Annotated in this window: 12 protein-coding genes; 4 read left to right on the top strand and 8 right to left on the bottom strand. The window is 75.1% G+C overall.

The genetic code is table 11. The features are described from left to right. Positions 1-1,260, bottom strand: a complete 1,260-nt coding sequence (ilvA, locus tag G9H72_RS14265) for a threonine ammonia-lyase IlvA (RefSeq protein ID WP_166172175.1) — start codon at positions 1,258-1,260, stop codon at positions 1-3. Between the two features lie 86 nt (positions 1,261-1,346). Next, a complete protein-coding gene (locus G9H72_RS14260) occupies positions 1,347-1,505 on the bottom strand; it encodes a hypothetical protein (protein WP_166172174.1) in 159 nt (52 codons plus the stop codon). A gap of 170 nt (positions 1,506-1,675) precedes the next feature. Between G9H72_RS14260 and G9H72_RS14255 the strand changes: the two genes are divergently transcribed. Together G9H72_RS14255 and G9H72_RS14250 are read left to right on the top strand one after the other, a co-directional pair. Further along, on the top strand, positions 1,676-2,047 hold the full coding sequence (locus G9H72_RS14255) for a DUF2203 domain-containing protein (RefSeq protein WP_166172172.1): 372 nt from the start codon (positions 1,676-1,678) through the stop codon (positions 2,045-2,047). A gap of 67 nt (positions 2,048-2,114) precedes the next feature. After that, positions 2,115-2,303 (top strand): hypothetical protein, encoded by a 189-nt coding sequence (locus G9H72_RS14250; protein WP_166172170.1) that lies wholly within the window; start codon positions 2,115-2,117, stop codon positions 2,301-2,303. Here G9H72_RS14250 and G9H72_RS14245 read toward each other — a convergent pair. After that, entirely contained in the window at positions 2,294-3,253 is a 960-nt protein-coding gene (locus G9H72_RS14245; protein ID WP_166172168.1) for an NAD-dependent epimerase/dehydratase family protein, read from the bottom strand. The genes G9H72_RS14250 and G9H72_RS14245 overlap by 10 nt on opposite strands. 326 nt (positions 3,254-3,579) lie before the next feature. On the opposite strand from G9H72_RS14245, the gene G9H72_RS14240 reads away from it, so the two are divergent. Then, positions 3,580-4,056 (top strand): MarR family winged helix-turn-helix transcriptional regulator, encoded by a 477-nt coding sequence (locus G9H72_RS14240; protein ID WP_331272310.1) that lies wholly within the window; start codon positions 3,580-3,582, stop codon positions 4,054-4,056. Between the two features lie 257 nt (positions 4,057-4,313). Here the strand turns inward: G9H72_RS14240 and G9H72_RS14235 are convergent, their stop codons facing one another. After that, positions 4,314-7,367, bottom strand: a complete 3,054-nt coding sequence (locus G9H72_RS14235) for a beta-L-arabinofuranosidase domain-containing protein (RefSeq protein WP_166172166.1) — start codon at positions 7,365-7,367, stop codon at positions 4,314-4,316. A 198-nt stretch (positions 7,368-7,565) separates the two neighbouring features. Next, complete coding sequence (locus tag G9H72_RS14230) at positions 7,566-9,305, bottom strand: DNA polymerase (RefSeq protein WP_166172164.1); 1,740 nt, start codon at positions 9,303-9,305, stop codon at positions 7,566-7,568. A gap of 109 nt (positions 9,306-9,414) precedes the next feature. Here G9H72_RS14230 and G9H72_RS14225 point away from each other — a divergent pair, with 109 nt between their 5' ends. Continuing rightward, positions 9,415-11,280 (top strand): peroxidase family protein, encoded by a 1,866-nt coding sequence (locus G9H72_RS14225; RefSeq protein ID WP_331272309.1) that lies wholly within the window; start codon positions 9,415-9,417, stop codon positions 11,278-11,280. A 21-nt stretch (positions 11,281-11,301) separates the two neighbouring features. Here the strand turns inward: G9H72_RS14225 and G9H72_RS14220 are convergent, their stop codons facing one another. Genes G9H72_RS14220 through G9H72_RS14210 form a run of 3 tightly spaced genes read right to left on the bottom strand, consistent with a single transcriptional unit; the run spans position 11,302 to position 14,442 of the window. Further along, the gene (locus G9H72_RS14220; protein WP_166172162.1) at positions 11,302-11,709 is read right to left on the bottom strand and encodes a VOC family protein; all 408 of its coding nucleotides are present in this window, start codon (positions 11,707-11,709) and stop codon (positions 11,302-11,304) included. 5 nt (positions 11,710-11,714) lie between these two features. Continuing rightward, a complete protein-coding gene (locus G9H72_RS23065; RefSeq protein WP_166172160.1) occupies positions 11,715-12,545 on the bottom strand; it encodes a helix-turn-helix domain-containing protein in 831 nt (276 codons plus the stop codon). A gap of 7 nt (positions 12,546-12,552) precedes the next feature. Continuing rightward, positions 12,553-14,442 carry a sigma factor-like helix-turn-helix DNA-binding protein gene (locus G9H72_RS14210; RefSeq protein WP_166172158.1) on the bottom strand — a complete coding sequence of 630 codons (1,890 nt, stop codon included), beginning with the start codon at positions 14,440-14,442 and terminating at the stop codon, positions 12,553-12,555. Positions 14,443-14,543: the final 101 nt, after the last annotated feature.

The raw sequence follows: 14,543 nt of genomic DNA, 5'->3' as shown, positions 1-14,543 counted from the left end.
TCAGAGCAGGAACCGGAAGAGCGGGCTGTCGGCCGGGACCGGCTCGATGTGCGGCGGTGCCGCCGCCATGCGCTCGAGCAGCGGGCCGAGGTCCTGCGGCCGGGAGATCTCGATGCCCACCAGCGCCGGGCCGGTCTCGCGGTTGTTGCGCTTGACGTACTCGAAGAGCGTGATGTCGTCGTCCGGGCCCAGCACCTCGTCGAGGAAGCGGCGCAGCGCACCCGGCTCCTGCGGGAAGTCGACGAGGAAGTAGTGCTTGCGCCCCTCGTGCACGAGCGCGCGCTCGACCACCTCCGCGTACCGGCTGACGTCGTTGTTGCCGCCGGAGACCACCGCCACCACGGTCGAGCCGGGTTCCACGTGGATCGGGTCCGTCAGCGCGGCCGTCGCGAGCGCGCCCGCCGGCTCGGCGATGATCCCGTCGGACTGGTAGAGCGCCAGCATCTCGGTGCAGACCTGGCCCTCGGGCACGGACACCAGCTCCGCCCGGGAGGCCGCGACGATCGGGTACGTCGCCGCTCCCACCCGCCGCACGGCCGCCCCGTCCACGAAGGTGTCGAGGTGGTGCAGGTCGACCGGGCCGCCGGCCGCCAGCGCCGCCGCCATGGAGGCCGCCCCCGCGGGCTCCACCCCGACGACGCGTACGCCGGGGTGCCGCTCGCCGAGCCACGCCAACGCCCCGGCGAGCAGGCCGCCCCCGCCCACGGGGAGCACGACCACGTCGGGCACGGTGGGCAGCTGCTCGACGAGCTCCTTCACGACCGTCCCCTGCCCGGCGATCGTGCGCGGGTCGTCGAAGGCGGGGACGAGCGTCGCGCCGGTGCGCGCGGCGTCCTCGCGCGCGGCCTGGGCGGCGTCGTCGTACGTGTCGCCGAGCACTCGCACCTCGACGACGTCGCCCCCGAGGGTGGCGATGCGGTCGCGCTTCTGCCGCGGGGTGTTGCGCGGGAGGTAGACCCGTCCGCGGACGCCGAGGGCCGCGCAGGCGTAGGCGAGCCCCTGCCCGTGGTTGCCGGCGCTGGCGCAGACGACGCCCAGCGCCCGGTCGGCGGGCTCGAGCCGGGCGATCAGGCTGTACGCCCCGCGGACCTTGTAGGACCGCACGACCTGCAGGTCCTCCCGCTTGAGCCAGACCTGCGACCCCGTCCGCGCGGAGAGACGGGGGTTGGGCTGGAGCGGGGTGAGCGACGCGACGCCCCGCAGCAGGCTCGCCGCCGCGTCGACGTCGGTCGGGCTGACGGTGCTCGCCTCGGAGGTCACGCCCCGATCCTGCCCACCGGGCGCGCACGCGGCGGAGGCCGCCTCCCCCGAGGGGAAGCGGCCTCCGTCCGTCGACCGGGCTCCGGTCAGTGCGAGCGGGCCCCGGGCTTCTTGCCGCGGCTGGAGAGCTTGGCGAACAGCTCCTTGGCCTTGCGCTGGTTCTCGGGCTTGCTCGCCTCGCGCCGGGCGATGTCGAGCGCCTTCGCGGCCAGTCCGGCCTTCATCGCACCCTTCAGCAGGCTCATCGTGTCCTCCACTCGGTTCGTCCGTGTCTTCTGCCCGTTGCGACGCCGCGTACCCCTGTTGCCCCGAGCAGCGGTCCGCGGCGGCCCGTACCGGGTCAACTCCCCGTCGGCGCGGCGCGTGCCGGGCACACCGCTGCACCGCTCGGCACGGCGCGTGACAGGGTCGCGCCATGGGCCTGTTCACCGTGGAGGAGGCGGCCGCCGAGCTCGAGGCGCTCCTCCCCACCCTCGACGAGATCGTCTCCCTGCGCGCCGACGCCGCCGAGCTCGCGGCGTCCCTGCAGCCGAACGGCCGCGCCACCGCGCTCGGCGGGCTGCCGGAGATGAAGGCAGCCCAGGCCCGGCTCGACGAGCTGCTGACCGTCGTGCAGCAGACGGGGGCCGAGCTCAAGGGGCTGGCGCCGCTGCTCGTCGACTTCCCGGCCGACCTCGAGGGGGTCCCGGTGCTTCTGTGCTGGTTGGAGGGGGACCGAAGGCTCAGCTGGTACCACCGCGCCGACCTCGGATTCACCGGCCGTCGGCCGCTGAAGGTCCCGTCTTGAGCCCCTCGCCGGGGAATCACCCGTTCGGCTCAACTAGGACGGTCCTCCCTAGGGCAGGCTACGGAGCATGAGCACGGTGACACAGGTTGCAACCAGCCCCATGGCTGTCCAGCTCTTCTCCCTGCGCCGGGCGGTCGACACCCCGCGGTCCGGGGACGAGCCGCGCGTGATCGTCCTGCCGCGCGAGCCGCGCGCCGCGCGCGTCGGCGTCGCCCCCGTCGGGTCGGTCGGCGCGACGCTGGACTGCTACCTCTGAGCCGCCCGCAGTAGGGCGGCCTCCTGCTCCGGCGTCGGCCCGACGGCGAGCGGAGGCTCTGCGCGGTCGCGGTCCCAGGACAGGACGTCCCGTGCGGTCTGCACGAGCGGCGTGCCGGTCAGCCCCGCCGCCCTTGCCCGGTCCGCGCGCCGGCCGAACAGCGGGTCGGCCGCGGGGTCGCCCAGCACGAGGGGCACGGCGGCGGCGCCCGGGGCGACGCGGACGAGCTCTACCCGCGTGCCGGCGGCCTCTGCGCAGGCCGCCGCGAGCCCGGCGAGCGTGACGGGTTCGGCCGGCCCGACGGCGTCGTACGTCCCGGGCCGGTCGTCCACGAGGAGGCCGGTCACGAGCCGCGCGAGGTCGCGTGAGTCGACCACCTGCACCGGCTGCTCCGGACGGCCGGGCAGGGCCATGCGCCCGCCGCGAGCGGCGCGCCGCACCCAGTAGGTGAAACGGTCGGTCGGGTCGTGCGGCCCGGCCACGATGCCCGGGCGCACCACGGTCGCCGCGTCCCCGTACCGGGCGCGAACGTCGTCCTCGCACGCCACCTTCAGCGCTCCGTACGTCTCGGGCGTGACGGCCTCGGTGCCCCGCTCGGCCGGGAGCCGGGGCGCGTCCTCCGCCAGCTGCGGCGCCGCCCGGGCCGGGTCGTAGACGGAGATGGTCGAGACGAGCAGGTAGCGGCCGTCGTGCCCCTCGAGCGCGGCGCCGGCCTCCTCGACGTGGCGCGGGACGTACGCGCTGACGTCGACGACGGCGTCCCACCGGCCGCCGGCCAGCGCCGCGTAGTCCCCGGTGCCCCGGTCCCCCAGCAGGCGCGGCACCTGCGGGAACAGCTCCCGCCCGGTGCGGCCGCGGCCGAACAGCATGACGTCGAGGCCGTGGGCCAGGGCGTCGGTGACCACCGCGCGGCCGACGAACGACGTGCCGCCGAGGACCAGGAGGCGCATGCCCCGACCCTAGTCGCCTCGTCTCCGCGGCCCAGCCTTCAACAACTGCAGAAGTGCAACCACTGCCGAGTAAAACTCCGGAACAGCTCGTTCTTGTCGGGAAGAGCTTCGGGAGGCAACTATCGCGAAGGGGCCGCTGCGGAAGTTCGCCAAACCCCGGCACTGCGTTCCCGTCCCGTCAAGAGGGCTGTTCGCACTATTTCTCGGGGCGGCTGCCGAACAATGGCAGAAGCGGCCTTGATCTACCCGTGTCGGGGGTGTAAGGCAGAGGTATCCGGCGCTAGGCTCGGCCGGCGCGATGAGCGCGAGACGGGAGGTACACCGCCGTGCCCGATCCACTCGCCCTTGAGGAGGACGTGGTCCTGCTGATCGCGGCCTGTCACTCCGGCCTGTCCGGGCGGGTGGCCGCGCAGCTCGACAGCGCCGGATTCCGCGCGCTGCGCCAGAGCCACGGCTATCTCGTCCAACACCTGATCGACGGGCCGAAGACGATCGGTCAGCTCGCGGAGCTGCTCGGGATGTCGCAGCAGGGCGCCTCGAAATCCGTGGCCGAGCTGGAGGACCTGGGATATGTGGAGCGCCACCGCGGGGAGGACGCGCGCGTACGCCGGGTCGAGCTGACCGAGCACGGCTGGGCGGCGGTGGAATCGGCCCGCGCCGCGCGCAAGGACCTGCGGCGGGCGCTCCGCCGGCGGCTCGGGGTCGAGGGGTACGAGCAGCTCAACGCCCTCCTCGTGGAGGTGGCCACCTGGTCCGGGGGGATGGACGCCCTGGTGTCACGGACGCTCCGGCAGGACGCCTGACCCCTGGCTGACGCCTGACGGGCACGGCGCGGCCGTTCCCACCGCGCGAAGCACAAGGGGCTGGGCGCGTCGCCGGACGCGCCCCGCCGTCGTGCCGTCGGGGGAATCGAACCACCCGCCTCGCCCATGCTCGACTGCCATGCCTCGTGGGCATCGTCTGCCGGCGGATCACGCCTGCGCATCCAGGGACGGCAATGGCGTCAACGGTTGCCCGGGAGAATGTGTTCCCGTCCCCCGGGCATCCCGTCGACGTCGGGTCAGCCGCGCAGCCGCGCTGCCAGCGCGTCGGCCCCGAGCGTGAGCAGCGTGCGCAGGTCGGCGTCCTCCACCCGGCGAGCGGCGTGCTCGACGTACTGCCCCAGGTGGCGCAGCGCCTTCGTGTCGTTGCCGTCGGCGAGCGCGTCCAGCGCGCCCTCGAGGCGGTTGCGGAGGTTGGTGTGGGCGCCCTGCGACAGCGTTCCCGCCGCGCGGGCGGCGTCCGCGATCGCCCCGAGATCGGACGCCTCGGAGACCGTGCCGGCGAAGGCGGCCCGGCGGCCCGCCCCGAGCACCCGCTCCCGGTCCGCCGCGGACAGGCCCCACGCTGCCGTGACCGACGCGAGCCGCTGCAGGAACGCCGGCTTGTGCGGGAAGGGGGCCGCGCCCCAGACGTCGTCCAGCAGGGTCGTCCGGTCGGCCCGGGCCGGGTTCGCGACCCCGGAGTCGACCGACCCGAGGACGATGCGCGGCTCGCTGCGCCGCACGTACGCGTGGAACGGATCGGTGGTCCCCTCGAGGAACGGCGCGAGCTCCACCCCGTTGGACGTGAAGTGCAGCGGCTTGCCCGCGACCGGCTGCAGCGCCCCGGCCAGGTCGCCGTCGAGGGTCGCGGAGGCGTACAGGCTGAAAGGGAGGAACGACGTCCGGGCGTCGCGGGCGACGAGGTTGACCGGGCCGTACATCAACGTCTGGACGGTCGGGTCGTCCGGCGTCGGCTCGGCGCGCAGCGCGAACGGCAGCTCCACCTCGACCCTGTCGCAGGTGTGCCAGTCGCGTGCGAGCGTGAGGTACGACCCCGGCAGGGCCGGCGCGACCACCACTCCGTTGAGACGGACGGACGCGCCGCGTGCCCACGAGGGGATGCGGACCTTGAGCGCGAAGGTGCCCCCACCCGAGACGGTCAGCACCGTCCCCTGCTCGAAGGGGAAGCTCGTTTCCTGGGTCACGGTGACGTGCTGGGCCGCCCAGTAGACCTCCGATGCGACGAACAGGTTGACGTAGAGGGCCGTGCCGTCCTCGGCCGCGAGGTAGACCGAGTCCTGGTACTTCGTCGCGCTCTCCATGCCCGTGCCCTCGCAGCACGTGGTGCCGTTTTTGGGCGTGTAGTCCCGCACCGCACCGGGCTGCAGCCCGATGAAGTACGTCGTCAGCGGGACGTCCGGGTCGATCGCGTCCTGCTTGGACCCGAGGACCTGGTTGAACAGCGCCCGCTCGTAGTAGTCCATGTAGGCCGGGTCCTGCTCGTGCGCGAACAGCGCCCGGGTGAGCTTGAGCATGTTGTAGGCGCAGCAGGTCTCGGCGTCGGTGTCCTTGAGGATGCTCGCGATCTGGTTCCGGGCCTGCCAGAACTCCGCCGAGCTGGTGCCGCCGATGCCGAACATGCGCGGAGGCACGACCATGTCCCAGAAGTTGCGCGCCGCCTGCAGGTAGCGCTCCTCGCCCGTCTTGTCGTACATCAGCAGCGCGCCGGTGAAGATCGGGATGTGCTGGTTGGCGTGCAGGCCGGTGAGGATGTCGCGGTCCTGCGCGCTGGCGTCGATGAGCGAGTCCAGGTCGAAGTACTTCGCCAGCTGCAGGTGCTCGGGCTTGCCGGAGTGGCCGTACGTCTCCAGGATCGCCTCCACCACGCCGCCGAACTCGCCGCTGGAGAAGATGCCCCACATGCGCTGGCGCACCGCCGGCGTCAGCCTCGACAGCCGGGAGTGCATCCAGTCGCAGAGCCCGACCGCCATGTCGAGCGCCTTGGGGTCCCCGGTGGCCGTGTAGCCGTCGAGCAGGCCCTTGAGAATCTTGTGGGCGGTGTAGTACGGCGCCCAGACGACCGTGTAGTTCCCGGCCGTCATCGTCTCCAACGTGATGAACTGCGTCTCCGGGTACGCGGCGAGGAAGCCCGGGTGGCTCGGCTTGCCCCAGGTCCGGACGAGCGCGGCGTCGCGGCCCCTGCCCGACGCGTCGGAGATCACCAGGCCGCCGGTCTCGTCCATGGGCAGCGACAGGGCGTCGCCGGGCCCGGCCGAGGTCGTCGCAGCACGCCCCGCGGCGAGCTCGGCGACCTGCGCGCCGGTCAGCGCGGTCGACCAGACGTTCACGTCCTGGTAGGCCCCGGCGTACAGCGGGTCGTTGTACTGCGAGCGCCCGAGCCAGTTGTTGGCCAGCGCGCCGAGCGCCGCCGGGTTGAGCGTCATGCCGGTGTTCTGCGCGACCTGCACGCCGTTGACGTAGAGCCGGCCGGTGGTGCCGCCCAGCGTCACGGCGACGTGGCTCCAGGCGTTGACCGGCAGCGCCGTCGGCCCTTGCAGGACCTGCTCCCCACCCCCGCCGTTGCGGGTGATGGCGAACCGCGGCCGGCCGTTGCCGTCGCGCTGGGCCAGGAACGCGTACACGCTGGTGCTGTTGCCGATGTCGAGGATGCGCGCCCAGTTGGCGGCGGCGGTCGGGCGGACCCAGGCCGCGAACGTGAAGCTGGTCAGCCCTCCGAACGTGCCCGCGGGCAGTGCGACGTAGTTGTACGTACCGCGCGCGATGTCGACGGCGGAGCCGCCGAGCCTGCCGGCGGTCGTGCGCAGGACCGGGTCGTTGCCCAGGGCGGCGCGGACCTCGTGCAGGCCGTCGATCAGCGTCTGCAGCTTGCGCCCGAACGCGGCCTCACCCGTGCTCGCGTAGGCCTGGGCCACCGCGGACATGAAGTGCCCGGTGAACGCCCCACGCAGGTTGCCGTTGGCCTCGCCGTCGAGCCCCTCCCAGCCCCCCGCGGGCAGGGGCGCGACGGTCGGGTCGAGGGCGAGGCCGGCGTTGGCCCGGAAGGCGATCAGGAAGCGCCGCTCGTCGACGTCGCGGAGGAACTCGAGCATCAGCCGGCGCTTGTCGGCGAACACGCCGGCGCCGAGGTCGACGTCCTCGAGCCCGAAGGGCCGCAGCATCGCTGCGGCCGTGGTCCCTTCCACCTGCGCGGCGACCGCTGGGGACGCGCCGGCGAGGCCGGGCACCCACGGCAGGACGGCGGCCGCGGAGCCGAGCTTGAGCACGTTCCGTCGGGTCAGCTGATGCGTCATTGCACTCTCTCCCTGGACGAGCGCGCGCTGGACCGGCGGGCCGGAGGACGGCGGCGACGGGGCTGCGGGCGCGGCGGCGGCGGGAACGGAGCCCGGTGTGGCCCGTCCGTGTTAGCGCTCACAGAACCGCTACGCCCGGTTCCGGTCAAGCAGCTGCCGAGGAGCCGTTGCCGAATCGTGACGCGACGGCCGGAAGGCTCAGTGCGCCTCCGCCCAGCTGTGCCCCACGGACACGTCGGCCACGAAACGGACGCCGCTTCCGGCTGCCCACCAGCCTGCGGTGGCCTCCAGCATCGACCGCACGAGGGCGACCGCGTCGTCCGCCCCGGCCTCTGGCACGTGCAGCAGCAGCTCGTCGTGCAGGCAGAGCACGATGCGCGGCTCGCCGTCCATCCGGGCCAGCCCGGCACGCACGCTCGCCGCCCACGCCTTGAACAGCTCCGCGGCCGCGCCCTGCACCACGGCGTTGCGCGCGTAGCGGCCATAGCCGGAGACGCGGCCCGGCTCCACACCCGGCGGGTGCGGGCCGAGGCGGACCAGGCGCCCGCCGTACGTCCGCACGTCGCGCCCGGCCCGCCCCTCCTCCTCCGCCGCCCGCAGGAAGCCGAGCGCCCGGGGGTAGGCGCGCTCCATGTCGCGCAGCGCGGCGCCGGCCGCCCCGGAGGTCTGGCCGTACATCGCCGCGAGGACCGCGACCTTGGCGGTGGGCCGGTCGCAGCGCAGGGCGGCAGCGACGGGGGCGTACATGTCGTCCTCGCGGGCCGCCCTGGCCAGGCCGGCGTCGCCGGACACGGCGGCGAGCACCCGCGGCTCGACCTGGCCGAGGTCGGCGCGGACGAGGACCCGGCCGGGCTCGGCCCGCACCCCGGGCCGGAGCTCGGCGGGCAGGTTGTGCAGCCCGGCGGACGCCGTCATGCGGCCGGCGCCGCCGTCGGCCCACCCCCACTCCCCCCGCAGCCGCCAGTCCGGGCCGACGTTGCGGTCGATCCAGCTCCAGCCGTACGTCGTCGCCACCCGCTCGGTCTTGCGCCACGCGAGCAGCTCGGCGACCGGCGCGGAGGTGGCGGCGTAGCGCTCCAGGCGCCAGGACCGGGTGTCCGGCACGTCGATGCCCACCCGCGTCAGCAGCTCGCGCACGACGGCCGGGTTGCGCAGGTCGACCGGGGGGCCGGGGAAGCGGCGGAGGACGCGCTCGTCGCGTGCCGCCCGCATCGCCGCCTCGGCTGCGGCGTCGGCCGGGCGCGGGCCGATCATCTGCGCGAGCAGGCCGGTCATGGCCTCCTCGTCCAGGGGCAGCCCGTCGTGCTCGAGCTCGACGGCCAGGAGCGCTGCCGCCGACTCCGCGTACGCCGTGAGCAGCGCCAGCCCCGGCGACCCGGGGGCCGCTGCGGGTCGCGGGTCGGGCAGGCCGCGCAGCAGGGCCTCCTGCTGTCGCTGCAGCCGAGCGGCCAGCTCGGCCCAGCGCGCCGCGTCGTCGATGTCGCCGGCCCAGCCGCCGCGTACCCAGGAGGAGGCGAGCTGCCCGTCCGCGCGCACCGGGCCGTCGGCGTCCTCGGCGTCGGGCAGGTCGAACAGGCTGGGCGCGTGGCTGCGCGGGCCGGGCTCGGGCGGCAGCTCCCGGCCGTGCGCCGCCGCCCACACCGCCTCCGGCCCCGACCGGCGCAGCCCGTGCAGGAGCATGCCGACGGCGCCGAGGTCCCAGCAGGCCCGCGGCCGGAAGCCGGCCGCCACGAGGGGCCGGGCCGCCTCCCGGGCCGACCACCAGGTCCAGCGCGGGCCCAGCACGGCCAGCTGCTCCGCGACCTGCCGCGGGTCCCCCACGACCGCCCGCGTCCCGCCGGCCCACGCGAGCCCGACGCCGCGGCCGGGGACGACCGCGACGGCGAGCGGCGCGCCGCGGCGTACGCCCGCCGCGGCGAGCTCCTGAGCCAGCCCCACCCGTGCCGCTCCCCTTCCTGCCGGTCGTCGCTCCGCGGGTGTATCAGAGCGCGCCGACAGCGCTCTCCCTGGGCACCCGAACCGCGCACGGCCACCTGTGGGAGTCCCCGTGAAGCGTTCCCAGATCCCAGAGTCCCTTCCCGGCACCGGGCGTCGGCTCGGTCCCCCGCCCGAGCCCGCCCGCTACCGCGCGAGCCTGCCCTGGCGGGTCTTCGACGGGCTGTCCACCCGGCTCGACGCCAGGCGCGGCTGGGACCGCCTGCCGCTGCCGCTGGGCCTGGCCGTGCTCGTCGGCCTGCGCAACGAGCTGCGCAAGAAGAACCTCCACGACCCCGCGGCCCTGCCCAGCACCGGGGAGCTGCCGCTCGGGCCGCCGCCGCTGGACCTCGGTGCCCGGACGGCCGACGGCAGCTACAACGACCCGGACGACCCGCGCATGGGCATGGCGGGGTCGCGCTTCGGGCGCAACGTCGCGCTGGCGGCGGTGGACGTCGACCCACAGGCCACGCTGCTCGAGCCCAACCCGCGGGAGGTGAGCCGCCGGCTGCTGACCCGGCACGAGTTCCAGCCCGCCACGACCGTCAACGCCATCGTCGCCGCCTGGCTGCAGTTCATGATCAAGGACTGGTTCAGCCACGGGCCCGGGGACGCCGAGCACGCGCACCAGGTGCCGCTGTCGGCCGACGACCCCTGGCCCCAGCACCCCATGGTCGTGCCGCGCATGCTGCCGGACCCCACCCGGCCCGCCGGAGCGGCCGGCCCGCCCACCTCGGTGAACCAGCTGACGCACTGGTGGGACCTGTCCTCGATCTACGGCACGAGCCCGGCGGAGGCGGCGCGCCTGCGCACGGGGCAGGGCGGCAAGCTGCGGATCGACCCGGGCAGCGTCGTGCCCCTGCCGGAGGACGACCCGGCCTCCGACCCGACGCGGGAGCCGGGATGGTGGGTCGGGATGGGCATGCTCGTGAGCCTGTTCGCCCTGGAGCACAACGCGATCTGCGACCGGCTCGCCGCCGACCACCCGCACTGGACCGACGAAGAGCTCTTCGGCCGTGCACGTCTGGTCAACGCTGCGCTCGTCGCGAAGATCCACACGGTGGAGTGGACGCCGGCCGTGATCTCGCACCCGACGACCCGGGTCGCCATGCGGGCCAACTGGTTCGGCATCACCGGGGAGCGGGTGCGCCGTCGCTTCGGCCGGCTGAGCGCCAGCGAGGTCGTCAGCGGGATCCCGGGGTCCCGCACGGACCACTACGGCGTGCCGTACTCCCTCACCGAGGAGTTCACCTCGGTCTACCGCATGCACCCGCTGGTCCCCGACGACTACCCGGTCAGGTCGATCGCGACCGGGACGACGACCCGCACGTACGCCTTCCCCGAGCTCGCGGGGCCGCACAGCCGCGCCGTCTTCGCGCAGGTCCCGCTGGCGGACCTGTTCTACTCCTTCGGGACGGAGTACGCCGGTGTGGTCGCGCTGCACAACTTCCCCCGCGGGCTGCAGGAGTTCGTCCGCCCGGACGGCAAGCTCATGGACCTGGCCGCCGTCGACATCCTGCGCGTCCGGGAGCTCGGCGTCCCGCGCTACAACGACTTCCGACGTCAGCTCCGGCTGAGGGCGGCTGCGTCCTTCGAGGAGCTCTCCGACGACCCGGAGACCGTGGCGACGCTGCGCGAGGTCTACGGCGACGTGGAGAAGGTCGACCTCATGGTCGGCATGTACGCCGAGAAGCGGCCGGCGGGCTTCGCCTTCAGCGACACGGCGTTCCGCATCTTCGTCCTCATGGCGAGCCGACGCCTCAACAGCGACCGGTTCTTCACCCGCGACTACGACGCCAGGGTCTACACCGAGGCGGGCATCCGCTGGATCGACGACGCCACGATGGCCGGCGTCCTGCTGCGGCACCTGCCCGCGCTGGCGCCGGTCCTGGACCGGAGGGCCAACGCGTTCGTTCCCTGGGAGCGGCCGGAGGCGTAGCCGGACGGCCGCCGCCCCGGCTCAGCCCGCGTCGCCCAGCGAGGTCCCCAGGTACGTCCCGAAGAACCACGTGTTGCCCTCGGGGTCGCGCAGCGCGCAGTCACGGGAGCCGTAGTCGGTGTCGACCGGCTCGGACACCACCTCGGCGCCGGCGGCGGTGGCCCGGGCGAAGAGCGCGTCCGTGTCGGGCACCACGACGTAGGCCGTCGTGGTGCCGGGGGCCGCCGGCCCCCGGGTGCCGCCGGCGCGGGCTGTCCCGAGCATCACCCCGCCCCGCCCTCCGGGGCTGGCCAGCTCGGCGTGGTCGACGCGGTCGCCCTCGCCGTGGCGCGCGAGCTCGACGAACCCGTACGCCTCGGCGAGGAACGCGATGATCCGCGGCGCGTCATGACAGGTCAGGGACACCCAGCAGTCGGTCGGAGAGGTCATGGCGCTCACCCTGCCGCGGACGGCGGCCCGCTGTCTTGTACGGATGCGTGCCCCTCGTCGCGCAGCCACCGCCTTGGCGGCACCCCCGCCAGGCGGGTGAACTCGCGCGTCAGGTGGGCCTGGTCGTAGTAGCCGTGGCGGGCCGCCAGGGCGGCGAGGGGCGTGCGCGGGGCCGCCTGCAGGGCGCGGCGCGCGCGGTCGAAGCGCGCGACGCCGGCCGCCTGCTTGGGCGAGAGGCCGATCTCCAGCCGGAACCGCGCCTCCAGGTGGCGCCGGCTCCACCCGGCCTCGCGGGCGACGTCCTCGATGCGCACGCGGCCGTCCCGCGCGAGCAGGAGCCGCCAGGCGGAGACGACCTCGGGCGGCGGGCGGGCCTCCTGCGCCCAGCGTGCGAGCGCCGCGTCGAGGACGGCGAAGCGCCGGGGCCAGGTCGGCTCGGCGAGCAGGCGCTCGCGCAGCCGGCGCACGCGCGGGCCGAGCACGTCCTCGGCGGGCACGTCGAGCCCGGCGAGCTCGCCGGCCGGAAGGCCGAGCACCGCGCGGGCCGCCAGCGGGCTCAGCGCCAGCTGGACGCCGGACTGCCGGCCGTCGTGGGTGATCAGGGCGGGGGTGGTGTGCAGCCCGCCGACCAGGGCGTCGTACGTCCCGGGGCGCTGGGCCGGGTCGGGGTGGGCCGCGACGTGGAGCGGGTCGTCGAGGGTCACGAGCAGCGTGAGCCACGGCGAGGGCAGCCCCCGGTGCACGGCCGGCGGCACGCCGGCCGAGCGGTAGCCCGAGTAGCCCGCGACGAGCGAGCGCGCGCGGCCGCGGGCCCGGACGGAGACGATCTCCTCCACCCGGCCGTCAGCCCGCCCGCAGCCGCTCGGCCGCCTTGGCGGCCAGGTCGCGCACCCGCTCCTCCTTCGACTCGGCGAGGTAGGGCATCGTCACCTCGGCGACCAGGTCGCCCTCGACGACGAGCACCTTGTAGTTCCTGGTGCCCGCATCGGAGGGCAGCGTTGCCTCCTCGTAGTCGTTGAGCACGCTGTCGGACAGGACGACCGCTCCGTCGACGCCCGGCTCGAGCGGGGCCATCCCGCACCCGGTCAGCCGGCGTGCCTCGGCGTCGACGTGGGACTGCGCGGCGGCCGCGTCCCCGAACCTCGCGACCTTCTCGTACGCGACGCGGAAGTCGTCGACCGGCGACTCGTCCGCGTCGGAGCGCATGAAGGTGGCCGACAGGCTCGCCGTCTCGCCCGACGGGCCGGCCGGAGCGCATTCCTCGGCGCCGAGGGTGCCCGCGGCCGACAGCAGCCCGCTGGTCGTCGCGTCCCAGCCCGGGCCGAAGTCGGCCTGCTGCAGCAGCAGCGCCTCGTCGGGCAGCGACGACCGCTCACCCACCGGCAGCTCGACGGGCTCGTCCGGAGCGCGGCCGGCGAGCCGGTCGAGGGTGGCCTCCGCCAGGCGCTCGAGCGCCGCGTCGTCCAGGGCGATCGCGGCGGCCGCGGCCGACCCGTGCCCCGCCTGCGCGCTGAGGATCGTGAGCGAGACGACGTCCCCCACCCGGGCCACCTGCGCGAGCGCGCCGACCTGCTGGCCGGCGGGCACGTCCGCCTCCTCCGTGACCCTCCAGCGCAGCACGAGCGCCTCGCCGTCGTCGTCCGCCCGGCTGAGCGCGATCTCGGCCTCCCCGTCGCCCTCGTCGGCCTCGCCGCCCTCGCAGAGCAGCTGGACCGCGGCCTCGTCGAACAGCTCGACCGCGGCGTCGGCGGCCTCGGCGCGCATCGCCTCGGCGATCACGCTCCAGTGCGGAGCACCCTCCGCCCGGGTCAGCGTGCGCCCCACGACGCTCTCGTCCGCCGCGTCCGACATCGCAGCACTGCCGTCCAGCGTCATGAGGGCCAGCAGGCTGCTGTTCTCGTCCTCCTGCTGCCGCCAGCCCGTCCCGAGGTCGTCGGCCGTGACCAGCACGTCGGCCGGCGGAGGCGCGACGGCCGGGGCCGACGGCGTCGGCTCCCCGGTGTACGGCTCGGTCGAGGAGCCGTAGTCCTCGTCGTAGTCCTCGTCGGGCGCCACGGTGGCGGCCGCGCACGCGGCGCGCGCCCGCTCGTCCGGCCCCGCCGCCGGCGTGCCGTCCCCACCGCCCTGGCCGACCACCACCGCGGTCACGGCCAGCACGCTCGCGGCGGTCCCGACCGCGACCACCGCGGCCGTCCTGCGACGCCGCCCCGCGGCCCGGGCCTCCAGGTCCTCCAGGCCCGGCGCGAGGGCCGACCAGTCGGCCGACTCGACCGGGGGCACGAGCTCGGCCAGCCGCTGCCCCTCGACCGCCGCCCGGGCCTGCTCCAGGTCCCGCTCGACGGTGGCCGGCGCCCGGTCCAGGGCCTCGGCCGCCTCCTCGACCGGAAGGCCGGCGAACGCGGTCAGGACGAGGGCCGCGCGGGCGCTGCCCGGCAGTGGCGCGAGCAGTGCCCAGGCGTCGACGGCCGCGCCCGGCACGTCCAGCCCGTGGGCTGTGCGAGAACGGAACGGCCGGCGTCCCGGGGCGAGCGCCCTCCGCCAGGCTGCCCGGCGCACGGCGACGAGCACGTCGGCCTCACCGCCGGGCGGCACGTCCTTCGCCGCCACGGCGGCGAACGCGTCCCGCACCGCGCCCTGGGCCGCGTCGAGGTCCCCGGTCGCCAGGAACAGGTGTCGCGTCAACCGCGGGGCCATCGCCGCGTACAGCTGGGCGAAACCCGTCCCGAAGCGCACAGAAGCTCCCCTCCCGCCCCACCCCCCTGGGCACGGCCCAGCCAGCTTGTCAGGCCCCGCGCGCGGTGGCGGCGAGAACACCGTTCCGGGTGAGAGTTCTC

The organism is Motilibacter aurantiacus, assembly GCF_011250645.1.
GTDB classification, from domain to species: domain Bacteria; phylum Actinomycetota; class Actinomycetes; order Motilibacterales; family Motilibacteraceae; genus Motilibacter_A; species Motilibacter_A aurantiacus.
This window is presented reverse-complemented; position numbering and strand designations above follow the sequence as displayed.

Coding starts and splice junctions, on each gene's coding strand:
- G9H72_RS14260 (WP_166172174.1), bottom strand. CDS start 1,505: ATGAGCCTGCTGAAGGGTGCGATGAAGGCCGGACTGGCCGCGAAGGCG.
- G9H72_RS14255 (WP_166172172.1), top strand. CDS start 1,676: ATGGGCCTGTTCACCGTGGAGGAGGCGGCCGCCGAGCTCGAGGCGCTC.
- G9H72_RS14250 (WP_166172170.1), top strand. CDS start 2,115: ATGAGCACGGTGACACAGGTTGCAACCAGCCCCATGGCTGTCCAGCTC.
- G9H72_RS14245 (WP_166172168.1), bottom strand. CDS start 3,253: ATGCGCCTCCTGGTCCTCGGCGGCACGTCGTTCGTCGGCCGCGCGGTG.
- G9H72_RS14235 (WP_166172166.1), bottom strand. CDS start 7,367: ATGACGCATCAGCTGACCCGACGGAACGTGCTCAAGCTCGGCTCCGCG.
- G9H72_RS14220 (WP_166172162.1), bottom strand. CDS start 11,709: ATGACCTCTCCGACCGACTGCTGGGTGTCCCTGACCTGTCATGACGCG.